Genomic DNA, 26,585 nt, shown 5'->3' on the forward strand with positions numbered 1-26,585 from the left:
TCATGCAGCAGTTCCATCACTATATCGGCGGCCAGTTTGAGGCCGGATCAGCCCAGTTTGATAGCCTGGATCCCGCCACCGGCGCGGCCTGGGCCAGGATGCCAGAGGCCAGCCCGGCGGATGTGGACCGGGCCGTTGACGCCGCCGAGGCCGCCTTTTATGCGCCTGACTGGGCAGAGATGACCGCCAGCCAGCGCGGCAAGCTGTTGCTGCAGCTGGCGGATCTGGTGGCCGAAAACGCCCCGCGTCTGGCCGAGCTGGAAACCCGCGACACCGGCAAGATCATCCGCGAGACCTCAGCCCAGATTGCCTATGTGGCGGAGTACTACCGCTATTATGCCGGGCTGGCGGATAAGATCGAAGGCGCGCATCTGCCCATTGATAAACCCGACATGGAGGTCTGGCTGCGGCGCGAACCCCTGGGGGTGGTGGCCGCCATTGTCCCCTGGAACTCGCAACTGTTTCTGTCGGCGGTCAAGATCGGCCCGGCACTGGCCGCAGGCTGCACCGTGGTGCTGAAGGCCTCAGAAGAAGCCCCGGCGCCACTGCTGGAATTTGCCCGTATTTTTGATCAGGCGGGTTTTCCGCCCGGTGTGCTCAACGTGATGACCGGCGGGGCGGCAGCGGGGGCGGCGCTGACCTCGCATCCCAAGGTTGCTCATGTGGCCTTTACCGGCGGGCCGGAAACCGCCCGCCATATTGTCCGCAACTCCGCCGAAAATCTGGCCTCCACCTCGCTGGAGCTGGGGGGCAAATCGCCCTTTATCGTCTTTGAAGACGCCGATATCGACAGCGCAGTGAACGCGCAGATCTCGGGCATATTTGCCGCCACTGGCCAAAGCTGCGTCGCCGGGTCACGGCTGGTGATCGCCAGTTCGATCAAGGATCAGTTCCTGGAGCGATTGAAACAAAAGGCCGAAGCCGTGGTCATTGGCGCCCCAGATGATATGGCGACCGAGGTGGGCCCGCTGTGTACCCAGGCGCAGCGTGACCATGCACTGGCGCTGATTGCCGCCTCCACCACAGCAGGTGCCAGGCTGGTCACCGGGGGCGTCGCGCCTGATCGGCCGGGCTACTACTTTCCGCCCACCATTCTGGATTGCTCCGATGCGCCGGATGCCCCCTGTCTGCACACAGAATTCTTTGGCCCGGTTTTGTCAGTCGTTAGTTTCAACACGGAGACCGAAGCGCTGGCCATTGCCAATGATACCCAGTTTGGTCTTGCATCGGGTGTGTTCACCCAAAGCCTGACACGGGCCCATCGGATGATCCGGGGCATTCGTGCCGGCATCGTCTGGGTCAACACCTATCGGGCGGTTTCTCCCATTGCGCCCTTTGGCGGTCACGGGTTGTCAGGGCATGGCCGCGAAGGCGGTTTGCAGGCGGCGCTGGACTATACCAAGGTCAAAGCGGTCTGGCTGCGTACCTCTGACGATCCGATCCCGGATCCCTTTGTGATGCGCTAAGCCCGCCGGCAAGGTTGGGCCGAGGGGTGCCGGGGCTTTGGCAAGGGGCTTTGAATTGAAGCTTTGGCATGGGCATTGCGCGATTTCTGCCTATGGTGGACATAGGCAGGACACCGCTGTCTTGTCCCAAAGGAGCCGATGACATGACCAAATCCCTGTTCCCCCTGCCAGAGCCGCTGATCATTCCCGTCCAAGGGGAAGAGCGCGGCTATCCGGTAGGTCGCATTTTCTGCGTTGGGCGCAACTATGCGGCGCATGCCGCCGAAATGGGGGTCGAGGTCGACCGGGAGGCGCCGTTCTATTTCACCAAATCCAGCGCCAATGCGGTGCTGAGCGGGGCAAGCTGCCCCTACCCCCCCGGCACCGAGAACTTTCACTATGAAATGGAGCTGGCCCTGGCCATTGGCGCGCCGGTGTTTCGCGCCACCCCCGCTGAGGCCAACGCCGCCATCTATGGCTATGGCTGCGCCCTGGACATGACCCGGCGCGATTTGCAGATCCGCGAGCGCAAAAAGCAGCGCCCCTGGGATCTGGGTAAAGATCTGGAACAGGGCACCGTCTTTGCCCCGCTAACCAAGGCGAGCGATTGGGGGCCGGTGGCGGATCAGCGGATTTGGTTGACGCTGGACGGCGACACCAAACAGGATGCCATCCTGACCGAGCTGATCTGGTCGGTTGAGGAAATCATCTGCCACCTGTCCGGTTTCTACCATTTGCGTCCCGGTGACCTGATCCTGACGGGCACCCCTGCCGGGGTCGGACCCGTCCTGGCCGGGCAACATATGCAGGGAGGAATCACCGGTCTTGCTCCGATCTCGCTGCATCTCTCAGATGCCGCCTAGTCTTCAACCATAGAGCGTGATCAGGTACGAAAGGTGCAATGTTATGTGCGCTCGGTCCATTCGCAAAGGCACCTGTGCTTTGCATATTAGAGCTTAAACCGCTCTGGCAGCGACAGGCACCGGCACGGGCGCCACGGGAAAATGCAGAAACCAGCCTGTGCGTTCTTGTCGCCTTAGTGTCCGGCAAAGAGGGATTGAAAAACGCGATACATAGTGCTGATATGTATCACACCGTGGGATGGGGCCGGAAATTCGTAACATGTCTGTGTCATATTGGGGGACGGGAACCGATGACATCTCTGACCGCTGAATTCATGAGTGAGAAATACATAATCCGGCATTGATAGTTACAAATGCACCCAATAGCAGAGGGGCAGCCCGTTCCTTTCGCGAAGAAATTTCAGCGTTCTGGAAACAAAATGGAAAGAATAGAGCCTCCTGTTGCAATATCGTTTTCCGACGGCGATAGGATGGTAAATTATAAGGTCAAAGGGAGGAATCATATGACCACTCGTAGAAAGCTTCTTGGAGCCGCTGGCGCCGCCGCCATCGTCGCCCTAAGCGCCACTTCGGCATTTGCCGAAAATGTCACCCTGAAACTGCACCAGTTTCTGCCTGCGCAGGCCAATGTGCCAAAGCTGGTCCTGGATGTCTGGGCTGACAACGTCGAAGCGGCTTCCGGTGGTGAAATCACCATTGACCGTTTTCCCTCGATGCAGCTGGGCGGTAAGCCACCAGAGCTGATGGACCAGGCGATCGACGGCGTTGCAGACATCGTTTGGACCGTTGTTGCCTATACACCCGGTCGTTTCCCTTCGACCGAAGTCTTTGAACTGCCCTTCATGATGACCAATGCCCGTGCCACATCGCACGCCTATTGGGAAATGTTCGATAAACACATGAAAGACACCGAGTTCAAGGACGTCAAAATCCTTGGCACCTGGGTGCACGGCCCTGGTGTGATCCATACCTCCGATCCAGTGAGCACCCCTGCCGACATGCAGGGCATGAAGATCCGTGGCGGTGGCCGGTCGGTCAACTCGCTGCTGACACAACTGGGTGCAACCCCTGTTGGCATGCCGGTTCCCGCAATCCCCGAAGGTCTGTCCAAGGGCGTGATTGACGGCACCACCATCCCATGGGAAGTCACTGCCGCGCTGAAAGTTCCAGAACTGGTTGAAAACCACACCGAGTTCACCGGAAAAGCGCTCTATACTCTGACCTTCGTCCTGGCGATGAACAAAGAAAAATACGAAAGCCTGTCGGACGCCCAGAAAGCGGCAATCGACGACAACTCCGGTCTGGAATTCTCGGTCTTTGCCGGTGGCACCATGGCGGCCTCTGATGACCCCTCGCGTGAAGCGGCGCTGGATAACGGCAACAACGTCATCACCCTAGACGAAGAGCAGACTGCTGAGTGGCGCAAGCTGGCGCAGCCTGTCTACGACACATGGCTGGCGGATATGACCGAAAAGGGCATCGACGGTCAGGCGCTTCTGGATGAAGCCTCTTATCTGATTGAAAAGTACACGCCACAATACGTCGAGTAAGCTAGAAATATTGTCAAAGGGCCGCAGCAGCACTTGGTGCCGCGGCCCTTTTGCGCACAAAAAAGGGGTTCTTAACCATGCACAAGCTCATGATGGGGCTGGCCAGATCCATGGCCATTATCGGCGGTATGGTCCTCTCTCTTCTGATCATTATGACCTGCCTGTCGATTATCGGCCGCTTGCTCAATGGCGTCTTCCACGGCGGTGTTATGCAATCAATTGCACCGGGCTTTTCAAACTGGATGATCACCTGGGTGGGGCCGATCAACGGCGATTTTGAATTGGTCGAAGCTGGCGTTGCCTTTGCCATCTTTGCGTTCCTGCCGCTTTGCCAGATCTCTGTTGGCCATGCTGCAGTTGATGTCGTCGCCAATTCCTTTCCACGTGGCGTAAACCGCTTTTTGCGCATGGTGACCGAGCTGCTGTTTGCCGGGGTGCTGGTGCTGATCGCCTGGCGTCTTGCGGCTGGTACCATCAGCAAGTTTGGCAATGGCGAAACGTCGTTTCTACTGGAGTTCCCGGTCTGGTGGGCCTTTGGCGCCAGTCTGTTTGGCGCAACCATCGCCGCTATCCTTGGCATCTACATGGCTGCTGTCCGCACCATGGAATTTTTTACCGGCCGTATCCAGATCTGGGACGGCGTGGAGGGTGAACAGTGACTACTCTTGAAATTGGTATCGCCTCATTTCCTGTTCTGATGGTGCTGATCTTCCTGCGGGTGCCCATCGGGTTGTCGATGTTTTTGGTCGGCCTTGGTGGGTTGATCATGGTCACCGATGGCACGCAGGTGGCTTTTGGCCGTCTCAAAAGTGAGACCTACTCGACCTTCTCCTCCTATTCGCTGACCATCGTGCCGATGTTCCTGCTGATGGGCCATTTTGCCACCCTGGGCGGCATGTCCTCGGCCTTGTTCAAAGCAGCCGAAGGATTTCTGGGCCATAAAAAGGGCGGCGTCGCCATGGCCTCGATCGGGGCCTGCGCTGGCTTTGGGGCCATCTGTGGCTCCTCGCTGGCAACAGCTGCCACCATGGGCCGGGTCGCCCTGCCCGAGCTGAAACAATATGGCTACGCCGGCGGGTTTTCCACCGCGACCCTGGCAGCAGGCGGCACCCTGGGTATTCTGATCCCGCCCTCTGTGGTGCTGGTGATCTATGCCATTCTGACTGAACAAAACATCGCCAAACTGTTCCTCGCCGCCTTTATCCCCGGCCTGCTGGCAGCCATTGGCTATGTCATCGTGATTTCTATCTACGTGCGCCTGAACCCCAAGGCCGCAGGCACCCGCCCGGCCATTCCCTGGTCCGAGCGCTTTGCCAATCTGATCAAGGTCTGGCCGGTACTGACAGTTTTTGGCCTGGTTGTTGGCGGCATCTATGGCGGCTTGTTCACCCCAACCGAAGGCGCCGCTGTTGGCGCCGCGGGTACCGGTTTCATCGCCTGGATGAACGGTGGGCTGGATCGTGAAAATCTGGTCGACAGCTTTATGGTGACAGCACGCTCCACCGCGATGATCTTTTTCATCGTCCTGGGTGCAGGCTTTTACAATGGTTTCCTCGCCCTGACCAAAGTGCCACAAGAGCTGGCTGATTTTGTGGTCAGCCAGGGCTTTAGCCCCTGGATGGTGCTGGCGCTGATCCTGGCCTTCTATCTGGTCTTTGGCTGCCTGATGGACAGTCTGTCGATGATCCTGCTGACCATTCCAATCTTTTTCCCGGTGATTTCGGTGATGGATTTTGGCCTGCTGTCGCTCATCGACATGCAAGCAAGTGCCGCAATGGAGGTGCTGAACAACGGCATACCCGATGGCATGGGAGCAGAGATGCTCGCCTCCATTCAAGATGCCATTGCCACCGGTACTGAGCTGACCCGGGAACAGATGAAAGAGCTGGGCATTCGGGTGACCGAGGGGCGCGTCAACCGCATCGAGTCCGAGTATGTCGCCATCTGGTTTGGTATTCTGGTGCTCATCGTGGTCGAGGTCGGCCTGATCACTCCGCCGGTTGGGATGAACCTGTTCATCATCAACGCGATGGATCGCAAGACCAAGATGATCGACACCTACAAGGCGGTGATGTTCTTTGTCGCCTCCGATATCATCCGCGTGATTATCCTGGTGCTCTTCCCCTTCATCACCCTGCTGCCGCTGTATCTTTTGTACTAAAGCCCAACACAGCAAATCGGCCCGGAAAATTCCTGGCACGGCACGGACAAACAGCGCCCTCTTCCAGTATGACTGGGAGGGGGCTTTTCATCGGGGCGGTTTGAAAGATCACCGCCCAATCGTTAGGCTGGCGCACCAGCATTTGCGGCACCAGCAGTTGAGGCAAGGAATTCAGATGTCCAAACAGGTTGACAGCACAGGCGACAGCCCGGCTTTTGTTCATAGCATCCGGGTTGGCTGGGGGCACTGTGATCCGGCTCAAATCGCCTATACTGGCCATTTGCCCAGCTTTGCGCTTGAGGCGATTGATGCCTGGTGGGAGCATCACCTGGATGGCGACGGCTGGTTTCAGATGGAACTGGACCGCGGCACCGGCACCCCCTTTGTCAGCATGAACCTAGAATTTCGCTCCCCGGTCACGCCGCGCCACCGACTGGAGTGCGCTGTCTGGCCCTGTGCGATCAGCACCAAATCCGTGACCTTCCGCGTCGATGCCCGGCAGAATGGCACGCTTTGTTTTGAAGGCCGGTTCACCTGTGTCTTTATCACCCAGCCAGAGTTCAAGGCCCGTCCTGCCCCGGCGGATTACCGCGCGGTGATCGAGGCCAACCTGCAGCCCGATTAGCGCTCACTCATAATACTCATCCATAGCACTCACCCGATGGATCAGACCGGCTCTCGCAGCCAGTCTGCTGCAAAGTCAACGGTTCCAAGCCCGGCAAAACGGGCGGTGCGCTCCAGCTCGGCCTCTAACCGTTTGATGCGCGCAGGGGTGAATGTAACGCCGCGCTCCGGCCACAGCGCACTTACCCGCAGGCAATCAGCCGGGCGATCCGCCTTCATGTCGATGCGCCCGACCATGCGCTGCCCCTCAATCAGGGGAAAGACATAATAGCCGTAGATGCGTTTGGGGGCCGGAGTGAAAACTTCGATGCGGTAATAAAACCCAAACAGCCGCTCAGCCCGTTTGCGATCCCGCAGCATCGGGTCAAAGGGGCTGAGAACCCGCATCCGGCCCGGCGCAGGTGCCAGCTCTGCCGCCTGATCCACAGTATCCGGTCGGGCAAAGCATTTGCGCAGGCTGCCGTCTGCCGCCTCGACCTCAATCTCTTCGATCTCATCGCGCGCCTTGGCCTGTTGGCACCACTGCCGCGCCTCAGTAGCGCTGGCAGTGTCCCAAAATGCCGCCAGCTCACCTGAGGTGGCAAAGCCAAGCCGGTCCAGCGCCTGTGAGCACAGCCAATCCACCGTCGGCGCCGGATCCAGCGACGCCGCAGGCGCATGCAGCGCCTCGTCAATCACCCGCTCCGTCAGGTCATAGCGTTTTTGAAAGCCGGACCGCCCAACAACGGTCAGCGCGCCGGTGCGCCACAGATACTCCAGCGCCGTCTTGGACGGGTGCCAGTCCCACCAACCACCCGAGCTCTTTTTCTCGCCCTTGCCCAAATCCGACGAGCTGACCGGCCCATGGTCCCGAATATGGGTCAACACCGTGTCAAACTGCTGCTCAAACCCGTCACGGCGCCAGTTACGCCAGCGTTTGCGCAGCAGCGCCTCGTCGCGCTGAAACCGCAGATGCCACTGCGGATAAAACGCCAGCGGGATCATCGCCGCATCATGGGTCCAGTGCTCAAACAGCGCCCCGCCGCCATGATAGAGATCCGTCAAATGTTTGGCACGATAGCTGGGGCGGCGGGAATAGAGGATCATATCATGGGCCCGCGCCACAGTATTGATACTGTCGAGCTGCACAAATCCCAGCCGGGATATCAGCTGCAATAGGTCCCCGCCTTTGGAGGCCCCGCTTGGCTGTTCCAACAGGGCGTGGCGATCCATAAACAGCCGGCGCGCCACCGCATTTTCAAGACGTGGCAGAGCCATCAGCGCCGCTTGAGCGTGTCACCATAAGAAATGGTGGGGGTCAGCGTCACATGGTGTTCTTGCGCCGCCTCGGGATCATCCAATTGCGCCGCGATAATCTCGGCAGCCTTGCGACCGATCTCCAGCCGACAGGCATCCATGGTGGCCAATTGGCGCGGCAGGCCCTGCAGCAGCTCAACCCCGTTAAAGCCAGCAAGACCAATCTGTCCGGGCACATCAATGCCCTGATCCATCAGATACAAAAGCCCGCCTGCACCAATCATATCGTTGGAATAATAGAGAAAATCCAACTCAGGACAGCGTTCCAGCATCTCTTGCGTCATCTCACGCCCCTTGGCCAGGGCTGAGCCGCCGGAATAAAACGCCCGGTCTTCGATCTCGACGCCCTCCTTGGCCAGGGCTCCGGTGAAGCCCTCAAACCGTTTACGGGCGCGGTGATCCAGTGGCATTTTGGTGCCCATGAAGCCGATATGGCGATAGCCCGCTTTCAGGATCGCCTTGGCCATCTCACTGCCGGCCCGGCGATGCGAAATCCCCACCATCGAATCCACCGGCTTGCCGTCGGTGTCCATGATCTCCACCACCGGAATGCCCGAAGCATTGAGCATCGCCCGCGCCGCTTCGGTATGTTCCAACCCGGCAATGATCACCCCAGAGGGCCGCCAGGACAGCATCTCATAGAGAACTTTTTCTTCTTTCTCCGGCTGATAGTCCGTCACCCCGACAACGGGCTGCAACGGGGTATTTTCCAGCACCTGATTGATGCCCGTCAGCACCTCGGGAAACACCATATTGGACAGCGAGGGGATGATCACCGCCACCAGATTGACCCGCTTAGAGGCCAGCGCCCCGGCAATCTTATTGGGCACATAGCCCAGTTCCTTGGCGGCGGTCAGAACCTTCACCCGGGTCTTTTCAGAGACATCTCCGCGGTTTCGCAACACACGGCTCACGGTCATTTCTGACACGCCTGTGGCTTCTGATACATCACGTAGGGTGAGCGGGCGCTTGGGGTCCGTGGTCACGTTCTAAGGCCTCATATTTTCTGCTGCTTTTAAGGTTAGCCAGTGCGCGCGCCCAGTACAATGGGGCGTTGCAGGAAAGGAGCGCGACAAAGCCGTCGAATAATCAATAACCAAGGCGCCACGCCTCATTGTGATACCCTAGAGGATTTGCTATCGCGTAAACAAGCCCGGCCCCGTGGCTCAACTGGATAGAGCAGCCCCCTCCTAAGGGGCAGGTTGCAGGTTCGAATCCTGCCGGGGTCGCCATAAAGTCAATAACTTACGCCGGAAAGAGGGTTTTCCCTTTGGTTCACCGAACCGGACCTACCAAAACGGAACCGGCAAAAAAACTCGTTTCGAGCCTCAGGCAGTTTGAAAATTACATTTGCAAGCCCTGCGTCTGCAGAAACCCACAGCACCATTGGTACGTGCCTTGACCCAGTTCAAGTCGATCATTGCTGTTCAAATGCAGTCTGTATGTGATTTTGAAGGGAATTCCTTATGCCGAAATTTGTTTGTTCGGATGCAGCTTTTGTACTCGCGACTATCCGACCCGATTAGCTGCTCCCAGCCCTTTCACGACATTCGTGCTTGGCGTAGCTTCGGCTATGCAGAGAGGCCAACGAAACTGGCCTAACTTACCGAAGCTGCCATTCAACGGGTAATAGCCGTCCAAACAAATGCCGCACCTCCAACCAATGGCTGCGATACGCAGTAAACGCTTTTTGTGAATTCAAATCGTAGCGGCAATGGTCTGCTACGGATCCCAGTAAAAACATAATCGGGCACCTGGTAGTAAGGCCAGGTGCCCGATTGCAGGTTTTTCTCTCTGCCCTAAGCAGCAGCGCTGCTAGGCGTCACCGAAGTTTGTTGACCCAGTTCAAACCGTGCCATCAAGCCGGAGAGTTTGGTTGCATCTGCGTGCAACATGTGGCCAGCTGCAGTCGCCTGTTCCACCATTGCGGCGTTTTGTTGGGTCACATTGTCCAGCTGGCTAACACCGGTGTTGATCTCCCCTAGGCCCGTTGATTGCTCAACCGCGCCATTGGCAATGTCTGAAATCAGTTTTGAAATTTCGTTCACCCTTCTGACAATGGTGCCGATGGATTTTCCGGCATCGCCAACCAGGGTAACGCCCTGCTCAACTTGCTTCGAACTCTCGGTGATTAGCACCTTAATTTCAGTCGCTGCATCGGCAGATCGCTGCGCCAATCCGCGTACTTCGGAAGCAACAACCGCAAACCCTTTGCCTGCTTCCCCAGCACGCGCAGCTTCAACACCAGCGTTCAAGGCCAGAAGGTTGGTCTGGAAAGCGATATCATCAATAACACCAATGATCTGCGCAATCTGATCAGAGGAACTCTCAATTGTTGACATCGCTGCAACCGCCTTGGTGACAATTTCACCGCTGCTTTCGGCTTCCTTGCGAGCCTCATCCATGGTGTTTTCAACATTGCGGGCACCATCTGCAGCAGATTTCACCGAGACCGTCATTTCTTCCAAGGCTGCGGCCGTCTCTTCCAGCGTGGCGGCCTGACTTTCGGTCCGATGCGACAGATCATCCGAGGCTTGGCTGACTTCAGTGGCCCCGTTTTTAATGCTCTCACTTGCCCCAACCACCTGTTTCATAGTGTCTTTCAGCGAGGCCACCGCTGCGTTGAAGTTCGTGCGTAGCTCTTCGTATTCACCCGGGAAACTCCCACTGATCGTGCAATCCAACCGGCCACGTGCCATCTCGCCCAGATGTGATCCTACAGTTTCCACCACATGTTCAGCATCTTGCTGGCTTTTGGTGGCCTTTGCCTGCGCTTCTTCAGCAACAAGGGTCTGCGCGCTTGCTTCTTCTTGCTGGTGTTTAAGCTCAGCATCGGCCGCGATACTTTTGAGCATGCTAAGCAACAAAACGCCCGCTTCCAGCAGAACAATACCTGCGTGCAAAACTGTGCGCTGCAGGTTCGCCATCAAATCACCACTGGGGTACACCATCTTGGGCAACAGAACGCTAAAGGAAATATGGTGCAGCGCGATCAAGACTGTTGCAAAGATCAACGCCCTAGGATTTGCTAAGGTTGAGACAATGGCAAGAGCCGCAAAGAACATCATATGGGCATCTAGTTGCCAAGCATGGCCACTCAGCGATGCTGTCAGCAAGATACAGTGGGCAACAAAACTGAAACTCAACACGTAGTCTCTTGTTGAGGGAGGCAGGGCATTTGACACATAGGTAAGAACACCTAGCACCATGCTGAAACCCGCAAAGACCCACCAATTGCCATTGCCATTCAGGTAGAGTGCGGCAACTGCCGGGCCTGGCACCAAGAGCCAACTGGTGATTTGCTGAATGCTACGTTCGTTTGCAAAGATCCCGCTGACGGAACTCGATTTGTCCCCGGAGGGTTTCATATTGCGCATATTTCTAAGACTCTTTCACCATCAATAACCAGCCAAGCACCATGCGCGTAAAGCTGGGAAACGCTTTCAGGGCTTTCCAGAGCAACCAGAACACCCAAGGGCGCGCGCTCTGGTGCCACTTCTTGCACGCCGGCCTTGTTGGCAATCCATGCGGCATCTCCCCATGGAGACGCAACAACCAGTGCGATATCTCCAACTTGTGGGCGTGCCTGCATAAACAGCGGCAAGATTGGTGAGCAGATCACAATGGCCGTGGCGATCATCATGAATGCTGCATCTGAAACGGAAACTTTCATCTTGAGAGCTTTACAGCAAAATCCCTTATCGAATCTAAAGACCCAAGGAGCTGCCCTGACAAAAAAACCGAAAATCTTAATAGGTCAAAAAGAAAAGGTCACATTTTTGAGAACTGCTGTCTGTTTCGGACCGGGAGAAGTCATTGCGGCTCAGTTCTTTAAGTGTGGCAATGTCCACCTTGCCATCGTGCGACCAGTGAATTTGCGACATGGGGTTCGCAATGTCCGCTTTCATACGGTACCGCAGCGGTCACAGGCTATATTCCTCGTTCGTTAGCCAAACTTTGCAAAGGTCACTATCTGCGCTTTGCTGACCTTGCCCCAAATCCTTTCCAAAATCACTTAACGACAATACCCCGCACGCCGTAGCCGCGACTTAGCCGCTGGCGTCTCCAGGTGCCGATACCTTCCCCCGGAATACCTTCGGCAATCCAAAGCATGGCCCGCTGATATGACCGCCCCACCAATATCGACGCCCTCGGCAAAACATACGCCGATCCAACGGTCATACGACCGCTCACCAGTCAGCTGACACTCCACCGTCTTGCCCGCCAGGTAGCTCGCCATCCAGCGGCGGGCATCCTTGCCTGACCTAGTGTTGAGTTCAGGTGCATCGACGCCCTGCAACCGTACAGGTTTGCCCTCAACTACAATTGTGTCTGCGTCCCGCACTTTAAGACCTGCTGCAGACACGGGAACCGCGAGGACTGCTGTCAGGGCTAAGCCTAGAGTGAATTTCAAGATTTTTCCTGTTCTGCTAGATTTGCGGATAGTGTTGCAGCTGACGGAATATACAATCAAGCCGACTGCGCTGCACATACCCGGGGCCAGTGGTGATAGTTCGCTTCGGCCACTTGGTAGACCGCGACCTTATCAGAGTTATCACGGTCGGCTATGCCGGGAACGGCCCAAAGCCGCCTTCCGCCCACCACGCCGCTGCCGCGCCGCAGTTTCACCAGACCGGCCATTCGTCCATGGCGCAGCATTTCCGGAGGATGAAGGTCGGCAGGGCGGGACAAAGCAGACGTTTTCTCTTGAGGGCCGTCGAGAGGTTGCAAGCGGTTTGCGTCATCATTTCCAATATGCTTCAACTGGTATTTGGCAATGAAGGAAAAGATATGAAAGTTATTTCAAGACGAAATTTGCTAGCAATGCTTGCAATTACGGGGGTCGTTGGCTGCGCTGAAGGTACCACCGTAGTCACAGGAGAAAGGCGAGCAGCCATTAGCGCAGGGGAAGTTCAATTGTTTTCAGCTGCACCTAAAACACCGTATCAGACTATAGCTCTCGTAAATGCGAAAAGTGGCAACGGCTGGACCTCTCAGCAGTCAATTGACTATGCCGTTGATGAGCTAAAGAACCAAGCGGCAGCCGTCGGAGCGAACGGGGTTATTCTCGGACAACCGGGATCGCAGCTGGGCGGATTCGTTATGAGCGGGAGTGTGGCTATCCCTTATGATGAGCAAACTGTTTCTGGAATTGCAATATACATCCAATAAGTGGAAGAAATGCGCAGCAGGCTTTGGGTTCAGACAGTCAGTTTTGCGCTCAAAGCCGCCTTGCGGCGATGCCGCGTGTGGTTTTCACCCTGAACACTCTGTCGCCGGTCTGATCGACAGACCTGGTTGACTGCAGTCAGCCCTTTTAGGACATTGCTTAGATGCTTCGCCATCAGGCAACGACAACTGCGAATCAGCCACTCAACCTTTCTGATTGTTAGCCAAGGGGACATTCACTGGGGGTAGGATTTCGAGGACCTCGGGCAGTCCGATTAGGCGGAATCTCGTTCTGAAAGTCACTATTGCCCTGCCTTCATGTGGGATTAACCTGTAAAGGGTGCCTGTTCCTGAAGTAGCCCAATCTGGTTCTGGAACCAGATTGGGCAGATGTATACACATATCGGATCAACATGTGATCTGACATTGATCCAATTGTGCATGTGTCAGAGTGCACCCATGTCGCCCAAGTTAGAAATCATCCCAGCCTACGGCCGCAGGAAGTACATCTTGCTCGATAGCACTGTCCATTCCCGAGGAAGGAGGATGGGCAAGAGGAACTTGCGTTTCAATCCTTGGCTGTGAAACACCATTTCCCTCTTTGAACTTGGAGATCTCCTGCTTCAGTGTGTGCGCGTCATTCGACAGGAGTTGGCACGAAGCAGATGTTTGTTCAACCATTGCTGCATTCTGTTGAGTAGCTTGGTCAAGCTGAGAGACACCCGTATTAATCTCTTTCAAAGCAATCGATTGTTCCGAAGCACCGTTGGAAATTTCTCGAATGTGGTTTGAAATCGTGGTGACGCTCCCGATGATCTGTTGCAATTCTTCTCCGGATTGTCCGACCAGTTTCACACCATTTCCCACATGCTGATTGCTATCGTTGATAAGTTGCTTAATCTCGCCCGCAGCATCCGACGATCTCTGCGCGAGCCCCCTGACTTCTGATGCGACTACCGCAAACCCACGCCCGGCTTCCCCCGCTCGAGCCGCTTCGACCCCTGCATTCAAGGCCAGAAGGTTTGTTTGGAAAGCAATATCGTCAATCACACCAATGATCATTGAGATCTGCTCGGAAGACTTCTCGATTTCCGACATGGCGACGATCGCATTGCTCACCACCTCGCCACTGAGCTCGGCAGAAGCCTTTGCATCAGTGACAATTTCGTCGACCTTTCGCGCACCGTCTGCAGAAGCGTTTACCGTCGATGACAGTTCCTCTAACGCAGCGGCGGTTTCCTCAAGTGTCGCGGCCTGGCTTTCCGTCCGATGAGAAAGCTCATTGGCAGCCTGGGTTATCTCTTCTGCCGTTCCTCCGACACCAGCAGTCACCTGTTTGACCGACCCGATTGTAACGGACAACCGTTCTAGAGATTGATTGAAGTTCACATAGAGATCGCGGAAATCCTCGCTGGCATCTTCTTCCATTCGAATGGTGAGATCGCCATTGGCAAGATCTTGCAGGCCTCCACTTAAATTTTCAACGGCCTGAGCGATTTCCTGTGAGCGTTGCTTTTCACGCTTCTCTTGGTTGCGTCGTTCGATTTCACCATCACGAAACACCTGCAAGGCTTGGGCCATTCGTCCTAGTTCATGCTTATGTTCCCCTCCGGTAATCTGGACGGTCATATCCCCACCGGCCAATTGCTCGGTTTGATCGGCTAAACCCTTCACTGCCCCAGCGATCCAGCGGCCAATCACTACAGATAGAATGATTGAGATAAGAGCTGCCAGACCTCCAACCAAAGGCATAAGCCAGCTCATCTGGTTCACGATACTCTGACCTTCGGGACCCAAAGTAGCCTGGCGGGCAACGGCAGCATCAATCACCGCCCCGTATCGGTTCCGCAGTTCTGGCCCGATCGCATCCAATTCGTTTGTACGAATGGTGTTACGGTTGGCGATGATAGTATGTATGCCTTCTGCTGTAGAAACGTAAACGTCTTCTAGCATTTTGACAGCTTCTGCTAGCTCTCGGCGACGTGGATTCTGCAGACTTTTTAGAAGTATGTGCATCTGTTCGTCGGCAGCAGAAAAATGCTGCTTCACGCGATCAAATGACCCCTCATCGTTGTTGAGCAGGAAGCGTTCCATGTAAAAGCGACCCAACATCACTTCTTGTTGTGCTATACCCGCATAAAATGCCGCCTCAAGATCGTTGTCGCGGTAGGCCGTTTCCATAATTTCTGTCAACGCTATACGCATCTGCGGTCCAGCTTCAACAATCGTCTTCGCTAGATCATTCCGCTGGCTCTGGAGTTCAACCATTCGATCGAAGGACTCTCCATAGGAAACGGCCATCTCCTTCAGCTCCAAAAGCTCAGCCAGCATGTTCGGTTCGCCAGCGAACAGGCTTTCCAAATGAGTGTCTTCAACAATGCTCTGGATGTTACTGTGAACTTCCGAAGCAGCCTCGTCACTAGGAGAAATACGATACTTCAAAGCCGCCATTCGGGCTCCAAATGTGTCCACCACATAGTGCTTGAGAAAAAGTGTTTGCCGCGCTGAATCGCGGTACTGCTTAAAAGTGTTCCCCAATGTAGTGACAGCAATGAAGCTAAAAACAGCGAGCCCCACTACCATGAAAAACATCGTGATGTAGCCCGAAAAAACGCGAGCAGATATTGAGAGTCGTTCCACTAGAAAGTCTCCGATAAAGACGAAAGATCCAAGCAAGGTTTCACCACTAGTTGGCAGTTTGAGCACCCAGCGAAAAAGTTGTTTACCTTGCGATATTGTGCTGTGCGGCCGTAAGGCACTGAAGTTATTAAGCTCGGAAGATCTTGATGCAGCCCACTTGCAAAAAGATTAAGGAAGGCTCGTTCATCTATAGGTTGTTTTTTTGGGGGGAGGTTGCAAAATTTGGGATCACCGTGAGACTAAATACACGCTCGGATTGCTTTTCTACTTGCGAATCATATTCACGAACAGGCGCATCCGTTGGAAGCTCGCCGCACCAATTCGGGTCAGCCAGTTCTTCCGGGGGAACCCAGGCTTAGAATTCAGAGATCTTCGTGGGGCAGCTGTGGGCGAGCGCATCTCATATGTTGTTGAGAGTACCAACACTGGCCAGAAACCCAGCTTCGGCTCTTCGCTTGGTCCAAGTTGCAACCGTTCACCCGTCGCGGCTCTTGCCTTGAGACTTGAATGACTGCTCTGGTGAAGATCCGGAGCAATGACCATTAGTCTTGGCTATGTAAGTCAGGTCTGATCTTTCAAGTCTGCAAAGTACACAAACTGCGCATAGGCGACCTTGATTGTAGGCGCAGCAACGTGGGTCTCGATTGCTAGGGCTTGAATGGCCGCTTATGTCTATCTGGCTCGGAACCTTGGCGGATGCGGCTAAGGTCCGTTGTCCGCCCTTCGGGCTGGCGGGACCACTACGCCCCGCCAGCTCATACTCTCGATCAGATCAACCCGATACGCGGCTCAAAGTTTGAGATGATCAGCTCGGCCGCATCCGTCGCACCACCTGCGGCGACGGTATATTTCAGGCGGACCTCTTCAAACTCAAACCCGGCGAACAGCTCACGGATCTCAGGGCAGTCGTTGATTGACAGGATGAACTTGCCACGGATTTCGGCCAGTTGCTCCGCCATTGCCTGGAAGGCGCTGCGTTCAAACAGGCCTTTGCCATAATCGCTTTCGCCGCCCCAATAGGGTGGGTCGAGATAGAACAGCGTCTTGCTGCCATCATAGCGGCGGATCAGATCTGACCAGTCGAGGTTCTCGAAGATGACGCTTTCCAGCCGTTCATGGGCGGCCTCGAGGATTGGTTCCAGGCGCGACAGGCTGAACCGGGATGGCCGATCGGTGGCAACGCCAAAGACGCCACCGAGCTTGCCGCCAAAGGCCTGGCGCTGCAGATACAAAAACCGGGCGGCGCGCTGCAGATCGGTCAGGGTGGCGGGATCGGTTTTGCGCAGCCGCTCAAACTCCCGGCGCGAGGCGATCTGATAGCGCATGACTTCCATCAGCTGCGGCAAATGCTGCTGTAGGATGCGGAACAGATTGGTGATTTCACCATTGAAGTCATTGGCGACCTCGCACTGCGGCTTCCAGCTGCGGCGCAGAAAAACACCGCCCATGCCGACAAAAGGCTCGGCATAGGTGGCATGGTCGACGGCCTCGATGCGCGCGATGATACGGGCACTCAGGGCCTTTTTGCCCCCGAGCCAGGGGGCGACGGGCGCGGCAGGGCGCACCTTTGTCATTGTTGTCATTGCTGATTCCAGAATATGGGGTGCCCACTCTCGCGAGAGTCGGGCGACATTTTCTGATTGGTGATGTCGGCGCAGCCGCTTTGAACGGATGGCTGCGTGGGAACGGGTGTTTGCGCACCCGATCCCCCCGCTAGGGCGCGGAGGGATCAGTCTTTAAGACGTGGCGCCACCAAGATCTCCGCCACAGCCGTCAACCGGCCATTGGCACAGGCCCGCCCGCGCGCCTCGGCGATGAGGGCATCCGAGATCTGGCCCTCAGATTGCGGCAGCGGACCGGTATAACCGGCGCAGGGCTGCAACAAATCGGGTGGCACTTGGGGCGGTGGTATCACCACCTCACTGGCCCGATCGGAACAACCGGCCAGCAGTAGCAGCAAGCAAAGGAGATAAAGGCGCATTGCGGCCCTCCATGTTTTGCAACTCATTTGATAGCGCCACCCAGGCGCGGGCCTCATCGGCGGCGCGGGCCAGGTGGGCGCGGTGAATGCGGGCGGTCTCGGCGGCTTGCTGCAGGCTGGCCTGTGCTGTTGCCAGATCCGCCTGGGTAGCGGCCAGCTCGGCCCGCAGGTGGACGCGGTCCTGGAAGGCATCCGCCACAGTCCAGACCACCCCGGCCAGCAGGGCCACCAGGGCAAGCCCTGGCAGATTGCGCAACACCCAACCCCATATCCTAACCGGAATCATGCCGGTTCTTTCAGCGCCTGATGGCACATGGCGCGCTCGGCGCCGCGCCGGTTGCCCAGCCCCGGTATGATCCGCCCGCCTGCCCTGTTCCAGCGCGGCAGCTCATTGCAGGCGCCTGTCAGATCCCCGACATTGGCCTTACGCACCAGGGTCGATTTGCAGGCCGCCCCTGCCCCGACGTTGTAGGTCCAGCTGACCAGGGCGATCTTCATGCCCACCGGCACCGGATGTTTCAGGCATTTGTCCAGCGCCACCTCATAGGCGACGATCTCACGCGCCAGCATTTTATCGCACTCGGCCTTGCTGTAGCGATCACCAGGGCGTACCCCCTTGGTTTCGCCATAGCAAACCGTCCAGATACCCACGACATCGCGGTAGGCTTGCGTCCGCAGCCCCTCCCACTGACCGATGAAGCCAATGGCGCCGGACATAGCGATCCCGCTGCCCGCGATCAGCCCAACCGTGCGCCGGCGCACGGCACCGCCCGTCTCCCGGCGGAAGGCGGCAAGGCCGGACAAGCCGTTCTGTAGCACCAGCCGCGCCGGGATCGCCAGCACCTGGCATGTGGCCGAGGCCATGGCAAAATACAGCGGGTCCCAGCCCAGCATGCCCGGTTGGACAAGGGCCAGAAAATATCCACCCAGCAGAACAAGGCTCGCCAAAATGAGCCAGACAGACCAGGACTTGCCAAGCGTGGCGCGCCAGTTTGAGATCAGTTTCATGATGTCTCCAATGCAAAAGACCCCGCCAAAGGCAGGGTTGGGTTCAGGTTTTGGGTTTTGTGGTAGTTTTACGGCTTGGCGCGCAGCAGCCATTTGGTCAGCAGCACCTCAGCCCCGCGCGGGCCGATATAGGCCGCCAGCGCCACGATGCCGGTGGTCACGGTTGGGCCTGCACCCATATAGCTGGCAATGGCCTCGCCAATGATGGCCATGCCGATGGCCACCGGGATTTCCCAGAGCAGCTCCGGGCCAAAGAAACGCCGCTGCCCTTTGCGCACCTCGCCGGAATGCCACATCAGGCGGCCTATACTAGCCCCGACCAGCGTGGTGGCAGCGCCACCCAACAGGTTCGACATCCAGTCGATCAGTCCAGCCTCGGGCATCACCCCTCCTGCCCATTCAAGCCAAAGATCACATCCAGCCCCGCATCATCGATCGACATATGGGCGGCAATCGAAGCCAAGAGCGGGTGCAGGCGGCGGATCTGTGGCGAGGTCGCCCAGACAATTCGCGCCTCCGCAGCCTCCGCCGCAGGAAGGTCATTCAGCAAATCACCCAAAGCCGCAGGCCAGTCGCCCTTGGCAGCGGCAATCGCATCTTGTTCGCTCAGAATTTGCGCGCGGTATAGGGCCAGACAGAATGATTGCCGCGACATGGACGCGCCACTACGCCGCATGGCCAGAGCATCAGCCTCGCTCATTGCGTTCACCTTGATGATACTCATGCGCCCACTCCGTCTGTCAGGTCGGTCTCATCAACGGTCCATAGATCACGATCCGTTCGATCTGCTGGCACCTCAGCAGCATCCACAATCCCGAAGGGGCGGCCCGAAGGGACGACTTTAGCTGCAACCTCTTCGATAGCAGGCCTGCCTTCCCGGACAACGGGAGTAAAGACTGAGATACCCCCATTGTCATTCTTGAACACAATCTTTTGCATCTGGCTTATCCTTTAGTGGGTGATGACGACGGCGGAGACCCATTCGGCGTCGACGCCATAGCCGTTACCGTGGTTGTTGACATAGATGTCGAACCCGCTGACCGTCAGGTTTCGAACCTGGGGCGCGGCCCGCGACCCGTTAGCCAAACCGGCCACCACCAAGGGCGAATAATTGGCATCGGGCAGATCGACCGCGAAGTTGACGGTATAGGCGCCGACCCCGTTGTCAGTAATACCCGCGATGTTTCCGCCGCTGCCGCGGATTGCTACAGTACCGGTGCCGTTGAAGTTGACCGAAGCTTCGACACCCGAGGCTGGGATCAACTCCGGAACCTGCGCGGCCACCGCCTGCTTTGTGCGCAGCGCCGTCATATAGGCCGTATTGTCTGTCCCAGCCTGCGCCTGCGCTTCGGTGGCCAAAGCAGCCAGCGCCCCGGCTTTCAGCTCCAGAACCGTCCGCATCGCGGCAGCCGTGGCAGCCTTGACCAGCTCCTTACCCTTGGAAGTCAGACCCAGAATGCCCAGAGCCGCGTCCTTATCGGCCAGCTCCGCGAGGTTCCGATCCGCCCGCATATCACCAATGACAAGCTTGAGAACCAAGGCACCCCCAACAACCCGGTAACGCACCCGCCTCCCGCCTTGCGTCTCATCGGCCAGAACCTCAATCAGCTCATCCTCCGCCAGGCTAGCCAGGCCAGCATCTGCTCCAGCTTTGGTATCAAAGAAAGCCGCGAGGCCTGAGGCTTCTGCGGCGGCCTGGGCGGTTGAGGCATCGAGCGCAACAGCAAGGGCTGCAGCGACAACCTCATCGCGGGCTGCCAGCACTTGCGTTGCAGCCTGGCTCTCCAAAAACACAGCCGGCACCTCGGCAACCTTGGTCCAGACGCCACCAGCGTGCTCGTATACACCAGCCTCATCCAGCGTATTCAGCACCAGGGCAAACTGACCGGCAGACACATCCGGGCGCTGATTGAGCGCGGCCAGAGAGCTGTTCACATAGCTCAGCCCACCCCCAGCCGCGAGGCTTTCAATCTCTGTCATCCAGGCCGAGAGATCAGAGCGGGACGGCTGATGCCCAGAAGTAGGCGGGTTCCCAAACATCACGGTTTGGGGAGATAGGGCAACCATAGGCGCCTCCTGTTTTGTTTAGGCTGTAAAGGTCACGGGATCGGACCAGTCCGACAGGCCCAGACCTGTGCTGCGGTTGCGGATCTGCACCGCATAGCCTGCGCCGCCGGTCAGTCCCGACAGCACATGCGTGGTCTCCCCCTCGGCAGGCATCACATGCGCCCAGGGCGATGAGGCCGCTGTGAGCTGATAGCGCAACTCCTGGATGTAGGCCGGACTCTGATCGCCCCAGTGCAGACTGGCCGAGCCGCTACTGCCCTGCGAGATCACCCACATGCCAGGCACCGGGATCCCGTTGTCACCCTCAACGCTGTCATAGACCGGGCGCGCAGGTTCCTCCGCTGCGGCGTCAAAGGCAAAATCCTCCGGGCTGACCGAATTGGCCGTGAGAGTGAAGAGCCCGGAGGCCTCGCGGGTCAGCTCGCCCACCTCAAAAAACGCATCGATCTGCAGCTCCGGATGCACCACCCGAAAGAACCGATGCGCCCTACCCCCATCCCTACCCCCAAGGATCTCATAGCCCTTGAAGCCGATCGTGGCGGTGATCTGGTAGCGGGCCAGTTTGGTGCGCGCCAGGCGCTTGTTCAGCCGCGAGATCTGGTTGTGATTGGTGACCATGAAGAGCTGCGGCTCATCCCGGCTGGGCTTGGCCACAGCGTTTTCCACCCAGGTCCCGCTGGGGGTTTCGCGCCAGCCATTGTCAGGCTCGGTATAGACCCCCGCCACCTCATCCGGGGCATCGGCGCCGAACTCACCGCTGGCCAGTTCCAGCGACAGAAAGTCATCCGGACCCAGCACCAGATCCGGTTCCATCCAGCGCCCCACCGTAAAGCCCACCTTTCCATCCGTGCGCTCATAGAGAAAGGCATCACAGGCCGCCGCCAGAGAGACCCGCTGGCCTTCAAAGTCCTGCTCATCCGACAGGGCACCGTTCAGCTCCCAGCGGTTCTGCAGATAGCCCTCGGCGTTCAACACCTGCGCACCGCAAGCCTCAGCCTCATCCGCGACCTCATCCCAGTCCACCGCGCGGCCCAGGATATTGACCACCCAATCTGCCAACACCAGCGCCGCATTGGAGCTGAACTTGTGGCTGCCATCGCGTGGATCAAACAGATCGTTCTTGCCCTCAATCACCGGGGCATAGGCCCATTGGCGGCTTTCGGGGTAGATCTGCGTAAAGGAGGAGGCAGGCGGGCGCGCGGCCCAGACCACCGCCCCTGACAGGCCCGCAAAATCAAACGCATCAGTGACCTCGACAAAGGCTGCATTTAACCCCGGATCCACCTGCTGCCCCGGCGCGCCATCAAAGGTATCGATCCGGCCATAGCCCGCAATCGGCGTCTCTGTGATATTGCTTTTGTTCTGATCCGCCTCACCGCTCAGCGTCACCAGGCGCTCATCCAGCCAGTGCTGCACCACGCCCTTAATGGGATGCGCTGCCAGAATGGGCACATAGTAGCGCCTGTCATTGGCAAAGCCAGTGAAGCCCAGAAAGCCGCCCTTGCGGGTGCGCCCATAGACCCATTCTGCATAGGTCACCGGCTGGGCAAAGTTCGCCATCTGGACGCTGGGCGGTGGCGATGTGGGCTTGGGCGCAAGCTGCGCTGCCAGTGCCGACAAACCAATGGCCACAACGGTTTTGACAATGAAGCCACCAACCACCGAGGCCGCAAAAGTCGCGCCTGCAGCATAGGCCGCCGTGGCGGCAAGCGCAGTACCGCCCGCCACGGTCAAAGCGCCAGCGACCCAGGCCACCACCGGCGCGGCCTGCGCAGGTTGCGGCGTCAGCATGGTACAGCCCAGCAGCGCGGCAAAAAGCAGACTACGCTTCATAGCCCACTCCCCAGATTGCCAGTACCTGTGGGATCAGAATAGGCTTGATGGTGATCGCACCCCTGCCCCCATGGTCCTCATTGCGGGTTTTGAAGCCCCAGGCCTTCCCGAGCCACAGGCCACCACAGGGCGACAACCGCCCCTCTGCATCATGCGCCATGACAATGCCGATATCGCCGGGCGCCGGTGTCTCAACGCGCGGCAGCCCGCCGATCGTGGCCAGGCAGGCCTCGACCGTTTCCACCGGGTTGCGCAGAAAGCCGGTCTCACGTTGGCAGGATCCGCGACTGTCATAAACACCGCGCAGCGCCGCTGCCGGGTCTTTGCCTTTAACTTTCCCGACCCAATCCGCAATCGATAAAACGCAATCCATTTCGCCCCAGATAAAGGGCGCGGCGTTCCAGCGGTGCAATTCCTGATACAGCGGTGACATCATCCGAATAGCTTCTCTTCTTCAAAAGCGGTTGTCGGGGCAAACTTCAGCGAGGGATTGGGCGCGCCGGTTAGCCTGGCGTGGCCCTCAGTATTCATCACCAACCGCCCGGCGGCGCGGCGCTTCTCGGTCCAGGCTTCAAAGCCCAGAGAGATCGAGCGATCCTGCGCCCCACTGGCCGAGAACCGCAGGCTGCGCATGGTGCGCTGCATCCATTGTTTGGGCGGGTGCTTTGGCTGGTACAGCTCGGCCATGCTGCCGATGGGCTGGAAGAAGAACCGGATGGCGCGGCCTTTGATGTAGTCAACGCCGAGAGCTTTCACCTCAGAGATCAGATCATCCGCTTCCGGATCCTGAAAGTAGGAGAGCGTGATCGACCCCTCTGGCGCGCGACCCTCAAGAGCGCTCTCAAGCGAGCTGACACTGGCAAGCTGGGTGCCGCACCACTTATTGCCATTCACATCCGTGAAGACGCCATCCGCCCCAATCATGAAGCGCATCGGCCCGTCCGGTGTATCCATCTCGCACAGGTCCAGCGCCCCAAGGATCTCACCTTGAGGATCATACCCTTCAGGGAAAAAGCTCATCTGTTCAGAACCTCACGAAAGTTCAGTTTCACCTGGGCGGCGCGGCTGGTGTCATAACGCACCCGCCCCATGCCACCCTCAACCGCTTCAAACAGGCCCATGGCTTCCATCCGGATCGGATCACCCACTGTCAGCGCTTCCCGCAGAGGCATCTGTACCCCAAGGTCATAGACACCCGCCGCGACCTCCAGCACCCAGGTCACGGTGAAGGGCCAAAGCCCCTGGCTCATGATCTGGCCGATACGCGGCGCGGCATCCAAACCCGTCACCCGGATCTGTTCTGCGCCACGATCAGCAGCCTGCGCAGCAAAGCACATCGGCTCAGAGGCAAAGCCCTCACCAGATGCAAAGCTGGTTCCATCTGCAAAGCGTTGTTCCGCACCGGGTGCGCCAGAAAACCCGATCGGATCCACCATGGGCAGGCGGTAAATTCCCAGCCGCCCCTGCGCCATGGCCCGGATCCCGCGCCACTGCGCCAACTCCGCCCCTTCCAGAAACACCGAAGGCGCGCCGGTCCAGCGCGGGAACCGGTTGAACACAGTAGACGAGCCGCCCCCGGTGTTTTCTCCAAGACCCTGGCCGCGCCAGTCTATATCCCAATCCACCTGCAGGAACTTCAAAAAGCCATCGGGAAGGGTAACAATAGGTCGCCGCATCAGCCCTGCCTCGCCAGATGGGTTGCAAGATTGCTGGACGTTTTGCGGTCCTGCATCGCCATCCCCGCAGAGACATGCTGGGCCGAGACATTGCCGCTGACGTCTTGGATGAGCGGAACCAAATAGCCGCTATCATCGACGCCAACACTCACATGCAGCCGGTTTTGTGCCGCCCCCAGCATCGACCTGGTGGCCTGCGCTGTGTTCACCTGCGACCCGCGCGGCAGATTCACCAGCTCCGGCCCCCGCTCCCCAACCAGCGCCAACCCGCCAGGTGCTGACAGGGTGCCATTGGCAAAGGCTCCAATCCCGCCAAACAGACTGCCAAATAGCGATTCAAACGCCTGATTGGCCAGAACCGATGCCAGATTGGCAGCCACATCTTTCAACGCATCTTTGAAGCTCTTGGCACCCGTCACCAGCCCAGAAAAGGCCGACTTGGCCGAGGATTTCACCGACTGCAGACCCTCGGACAGATCTTCAATCTCATCCTTGACCGGTTTAACTCCACCAGCCCCTGCGCCGCCGAGGTTGCCCAGAGCATCTGTGAGGCGATTGGCTGCCGTGGTGCCATCCTCTGTGTCCCCTGTGGTGCCTTTCAACGCAGCCCGCAGCGCTTCAATGCTTTTCAGAGGCGCATTGGCCGCCTGCGCCAGAGCATCAGCGCGAGCTTGTGCGGCATCTGCCGCATCGGAATAGTTATCCGCCAGACCGCTGGTCTCATAAGATCCCGATCGCGCCTCGACAGATGCGCCATGCAGCTTCAGCGTCAACGCATCCATGCCAGGGACACCATTGATCGATCCGGCAAGGTTACGCAGAAAGATTGACCAACGCTCTTGCAACGCCGCCAACATCGAAAAGAAACCGCCCTTGATCCCGTCCCAGGTCGCAGACAGAGAGGCCGCCAGAGAAGACGCCCCCAACATCATCCGGTCCCAAACCTCTGCCGCGACACCTTTCAGCAGCGACAAAGCCTCACCAAAGCCCCCGACCTTAGTCACCATCCGCGAGATCTGATAGACCAACTCCCCCGCAATAACGACCAACGCACCAATGCCGGTACGGATCAAGGCACCGCGCAGGAACACCAGCGCCCCGGACAGCGTGGCCGTTGCCAGCTTCGCCGCAACCAAGGCCGCCACATAGCGCACCCCAAAGCCGGTGACCGCCACCGCCAAATAAGTGGTGAGCCGCTTCACATTGGCCGCCAACCCGTCCAGAACCCCGCGCAGTGCGCCACCTGTGCGCAGGCTGTTGGTGATCCCCTGTGCCATCTGTCCCAGGGCAGGCACCAATTCCAACGCCAGACGCTGGCCCAGGTACTGCGTCACCAGGCCCAGCCGCGCGATGCGGTCATTGGCCTGCTCAATCTTGCCCGCATCTACTGAGTTGACCGCAAGCCCATAGTCCTCAACATCGCGGCGCGCAGCGCGAATAGCTTCCCCGCCGTTCAGCATCAGCAGCACCATTTCCCGATTGCGCACCCCAAGGTCGCGCAGGATCGATGTGGTCTCGCCGGTAGTCAGCCCCAGCGCCTTTACCCGATCGGCAATCAGCGCCAGCTTTTCATCTGCGTCTGACCCAGAGAGCTGCTCAGCCGAGATCCCCAGTGCATCCAGCGCCCGCTGCGCATTGCCGGATTTCCCGATCGAAGCAATCTCGCGGTCAATGGTCTGGATGTCATTGGTCATGTTCGACAGGCTCACACCCGCCTCGCCAGCCGCCAGCTCCAGCGCCCGAAAGCCCCCGATCGAGGCGCCGAGGCGCCGGGCAGACTTTGCGGCCCGGTCCAGATCCCGCGCCCCCGCCAAGGCCATGGCCGTGATCGCCCCCCCTGCCGCAGCAGCCACCGCCGCCACCGCAAGGAATTGCTTTTTCATCGCGGCCAGGGGGGATTTCACCCGCTTGGCACCACGTTCAAACTTGGCGCTGTTCAGCCCCAGATTGACCCGCAGCGCCCCAATAACAGATTTGCCCATCAGATCTCCTCTGCTCCCCAGCTCCGCGCCAGGAGTTCGCACATCGCCTGCAGGGTCTCAGGCGATTGGGGTTCAACAGGGCCAGCGCCCAGGAATTCATCGAAAGAAGGTAGCGCATCGCCCCGACACAGCGCCGCGATATGCCAGACCTGCCAGGCGCGATCCTTATGCTCGCGCTCCAAGCGCTGACCCGCCCCCTTCATCAGGGCCAGGTACAGGCGCGGCGTCAGAGACCAGAAAGCCGCCGGATCCGGGAACCCAGCGGCCACATAGGCTTCTAACATTTTGAT

At 58.2% G+C, this 26,585-nt stretch carries 27 protein-coding genes and 1 tRNA gene; 8 read left to right on the top strand and 20 right to left on the bottom strand.

Translation table 11 applies throughout. The features are described 5' to 3' along the window. The first annotated feature begins 2 nt into the window (after positions 1 to 2). The 6 genes from JZI28_RS18800 (at position 3) to JZI28_RS18825 (ending at position 6,644) form a co-directional block, all read left to right on the top strand. A complete protein-coding gene (locus JZI28_RS18800; protein ID WP_375698577.1) occupies positions 3 to 1,466 on the top strand; it encodes an aldehyde dehydrogenase in 1,464 nt (487 codons plus the stop codon). A gap of 143 nt (positions 1,467 to 1,609) precedes the next feature. Beyond that, positions 1,610 to 2,308, top strand: coding sequence for a fumarylacetoacetate hydrolase family protein (locus JZI28_RS18805; protein ID WP_375698578.1), 699 nt, complete (start codon positions 1,610 to 1,612; stop codon positions 2,306 to 2,308). 503 nt (positions 2,309 to 2,811) lie between these two features. Next, positions 2,812 to 3,858: a TRAP transporter substrate-binding protein gene (locus tag JZI28_RS18810; protein ID WP_295446573.1), complete on the top strand. Its 1,047-nt coding sequence runs from the start codon at positions 2,812 to 2,814 to the stop codon at positions 3,856 to 3,858. 77 nt (positions 3,859 to 3,935) lie between these two features. After that, entirely contained in the window at positions 3,936 to 4,517 is a 582-nt protein-coding gene (locus tag JZI28_RS18815; RefSeq protein ID WP_375698579.1) for a TRAP transporter small permease, read from the top strand. Further along, the gene (locus JZI28_RS18820; RefSeq protein WP_295446577.1) at positions 4,514 to 6,019 is read left to right on the top strand and encodes a TRAP transporter large permease; all 1,506 of its coding nucleotides are present in this window, start codon (positions 4,514 to 4,516) and stop codon (positions 6,017 to 6,019) included. Before JZI28_RS18815 ends, JZI28_RS18820 begins: the two co-directional genes overlap by 4 nt. Positions 6,020 to 6,194: 175 nt before the next feature. Continuing rightward, positions 6,195 to 6,644 carry an acyl-CoA thioesterase gene (locus tag JZI28_RS18825; RefSeq protein ID WP_375698580.1) on the top strand — a complete coding sequence of 150 codons (450 nt, stop codon included), beginning with the start codon at positions 6,195 to 6,197 and terminating at the stop codon, positions 6,642 to 6,644. A 41-nt stretch (positions 6,645 to 6,685) separates the two neighbouring features. Here JZI28_RS18825 and JZI28_RS18830 read toward each other — a convergent pair whose 3' ends face one another. Both JZI28_RS18830 and JZI28_RS18835 read right to left on the bottom strand, forming a co-directional pair. Beyond that, a complete protein-coding gene (locus JZI28_RS18830; protein ID WP_375698581.1) occupies positions 6,686 to 7,900 on the bottom strand; it encodes a winged helix-turn-helix domain-containing protein in 1,215 nt (404 codons plus the stop codon). Beyond that, positions 7,900 to 8,925: a LacI family DNA-binding transcriptional regulator gene (locus JZI28_RS18835; RefSeq protein ID WP_375698582.1), complete on the bottom strand. Its 1,026-nt coding sequence runs from the start codon at positions 8,923 to 8,925 to the stop codon at positions 7,900 to 7,902. The genes JZI28_RS18830 and JZI28_RS18835 overlap by 1 nt, the downstream gene beginning before the upstream one ends. A 169-nt stretch (positions 8,926 to 9,094) precedes the next feature. Here JZI28_RS18835 and JZI28_RS18840 point away from each other — a divergent pair. Continuing rightward, positions 9,095 to 9,171 (top strand) — tRNA-Arg (locus JZI28_RS18840). A 567-nt stretch (positions 9,172 to 9,738) separates the two neighbouring features. Here the strand turns inward: JZI28_RS18840 and JZI28_RS18845 are convergent. From JZI28_RS18845 to JZI28_RS18855, 3 genes are all read right to left on the bottom strand, one after another. Next, on the bottom strand, positions 9,739 to 11,316 hold the full coding sequence (locus JZI28_RS18845) for a methyl-accepting chemotaxis protein (RefSeq protein WP_375698583.1): 1,578 nt from the start codon (positions 11,314 to 11,316) through the stop codon (positions 9,739 to 9,741). Then, positions 11,304 to 11,612 carry a hypothetical protein gene (locus JZI28_RS18850; RefSeq protein ID WP_375698584.1) on the bottom strand — a complete coding sequence of 103 codons (309 nt, stop codon included), beginning with the start codon at positions 11,610 to 11,612 and terminating at the stop codon, positions 11,304 to 11,306. The genes JZI28_RS18845 and JZI28_RS18850 overlap by 13 nt, the downstream gene beginning before the upstream one ends. Positions 11,613 to 11,954: 342 nt before the next feature. Beyond that, positions 11,955 to 12,431 (bottom strand): thermonuclease family protein, encoded by a 477-nt coding sequence (locus tag JZI28_RS18855; protein ID WP_375698585.1) that lies wholly within the window; start codon positions 12,429 to 12,431, stop codon positions 11,955 to 11,957. Positions 12,432 to 12,694: 263 nt separating this feature from the next. Here JZI28_RS18855 and JZI28_RS18860 point away from each other — a divergent pair, with 263 nt between their 5' ends. After that, entirely contained in the window at positions 12,695 to 13,111 is a 417-nt protein-coding gene (locus JZI28_RS18860) for a hypothetical protein (RefSeq protein ID WP_375698586.1), read from the top strand. A 468-nt stretch (positions 13,112 to 13,579) separates the two neighbouring features. Here JZI28_RS18860 and JZI28_RS18865 read toward each other — a convergent pair whose 3' ends face one another. The 15 genes from JZI28_RS18865 to JZI28_RS18935 form a co-directional block, all read right to left on the bottom strand. Further along, a complete protein-coding gene (locus JZI28_RS18865) occupies positions 13,580 to 15,748 on the bottom strand; it encodes a methyl-accepting chemotaxis protein (RefSeq protein WP_375698587.1) in 2,169 nt (722 codons plus the stop codon). Between the two features lie 767 nt (positions 15,749 to 16,515). Continuing rightward, the gene (locus tag JZI28_RS18870; protein WP_375700127.1) at positions 16,516 to 17,322 is read right to left on the bottom strand and encodes a DNA adenine methylase; all 807 of its coding nucleotides are present in this window, start codon (positions 17,320 to 17,322) and stop codon (positions 16,516 to 16,518) included. 155 nt (positions 17,323 to 17,477) lie between these two features. Next, the gene (locus JZI28_RS18875; RefSeq protein ID WP_375698588.1) at positions 17,478 to 17,666 is read right to left on the bottom strand and encodes a hypothetical protein; all 189 of its coding nucleotides are present in this window, start codon (positions 17,664 to 17,666) and stop codon (positions 17,478 to 17,480) included. A 1-nt stretch (position 17,667) separates the two neighbouring features. After that, positions 17,668 to 17,988 carry a hypothetical protein gene (locus JZI28_RS18880; RefSeq protein WP_375698589.1) on the bottom strand — a complete coding sequence of 107 codons (321 nt, stop codon included), beginning with the start codon at positions 17,986 to 17,988 and terminating at the stop codon, positions 17,668 to 17,670. A gap of 23 nt (positions 17,989 to 18,011) precedes the next feature. Beyond that, positions 18,012 to 18,737, bottom strand: a complete 726-nt coding sequence (locus JZI28_RS18885; protein WP_375698590.1) for a lysozyme — start codon at positions 18,735 to 18,737, stop codon at positions 18,012 to 18,014. A gap of 68 nt (positions 18,738 to 18,805) precedes the next feature. Continuing rightward, positions 18,806 to 19,120, bottom strand: a complete 315-nt coding sequence (locus JZI28_RS18890; protein WP_027238932.1) for a phage holin family protein — start codon at positions 19,118 to 19,120, stop codon at positions 18,806 to 18,808. After that, a complete protein-coding gene (locus tag JZI28_RS18895) occupies positions 19,120 to 19,461 on the bottom strand; it encodes a hypothetical protein (protein ID WP_375698591.1) in 342 nt (113 codons plus the stop codon). The genes JZI28_RS18890 and JZI28_RS18895 overlap by 1 nt, the downstream gene beginning before the upstream one ends. Beyond that, on the bottom strand, positions 19,458 to 19,676 hold the full coding sequence (locus JZI28_RS18900) for a hypothetical protein (protein WP_375698592.1): 219 nt from the start codon (positions 19,674 to 19,676) through the stop codon (positions 19,458 to 19,460). Before JZI28_RS18900 ends, JZI28_RS18895 begins: the two co-directional genes overlap by 4 nt. A gap of 12 nt (positions 19,677 to 19,688) precedes the next feature. Next, a complete protein-coding gene (locus tag JZI28_RS18905; protein WP_375698593.1) occupies positions 19,689 to 20,804 on the bottom strand; it encodes a hypothetical protein in 1,116 nt (371 codons plus the stop codon). Between the two features lie 18 nt (positions 20,805 to 20,822). Beyond that, positions 20,823 to 22,637, bottom strand: a complete 1,815-nt coding sequence (locus JZI28_RS18910) for a fibronectin type III domain-containing protein (RefSeq protein ID WP_375698594.1) — start codon at positions 22,635 to 22,637, stop codon at positions 20,823 to 20,825. Next, complete coding sequence (locus JZI28_RS18915) at positions 22,627 to 23,073, bottom strand: DUF6950 family protein (RefSeq protein WP_375698595.1); 447 nt, start codon at positions 23,071 to 23,073, stop codon at positions 22,627 to 22,629. The genes JZI28_RS18910 and JZI28_RS18915 overlap by 11 nt, the downstream gene beginning before the upstream one ends. Next, on the bottom strand, positions 23,070 to 23,657 hold the full coding sequence (locus JZI28_RS18920; RefSeq protein WP_375698596.1) for a hypothetical protein: 588 nt from the start codon (positions 23,655 to 23,657) through the stop codon (positions 23,070 to 23,072). The genes JZI28_RS18915 and JZI28_RS18920 overlap by 4 nt, the downstream gene beginning before the upstream one ends. Continuing rightward, positions 23,654 to 24,313, bottom strand: a complete 660-nt coding sequence (locus tag JZI28_RS18925; protein WP_375698597.1) for a hypothetical protein — start codon at positions 24,311 to 24,313, stop codon at positions 23,654 to 23,656. The genes JZI28_RS18920 and JZI28_RS18925 overlap by 4 nt, the downstream gene beginning before the upstream one ends. Continuing rightward, on the bottom strand, positions 24,313 to 26,295 hold the full coding sequence (locus tag JZI28_RS18930; protein ID WP_375698598.1) for a hypothetical protein: 1,983 nt from the start codon (positions 26,293 to 26,295) through the stop codon (positions 24,313 to 24,315). The genes JZI28_RS18925 and JZI28_RS18930 overlap by 1 nt, the downstream gene beginning before the upstream one ends. Continuing rightward, the gene (locus JZI28_RS18935) at positions 26,295 to 26,579 is read right to left on the bottom strand and encodes a hypothetical protein (protein ID WP_375698599.1); all 285 of its coding nucleotides are present in this window, start codon (positions 26,577 to 26,579) and stop codon (positions 26,295 to 26,297) included. The genes JZI28_RS18930 and JZI28_RS18935 overlap by 1 nt, the downstream gene beginning before the upstream one ends. Positions 26,580 to 26,585 lie beyond the last annotated feature (6 nt).

It is taken from the genome of Pseudophaeobacter sp. TrK17, from assembly GCF_042192375.1.
Lineage (GTDB): Bacteria > Pseudomonadota > Alphaproteobacteria > Rhodobacterales > Rhodobacteraceae > Pseudophaeobacter.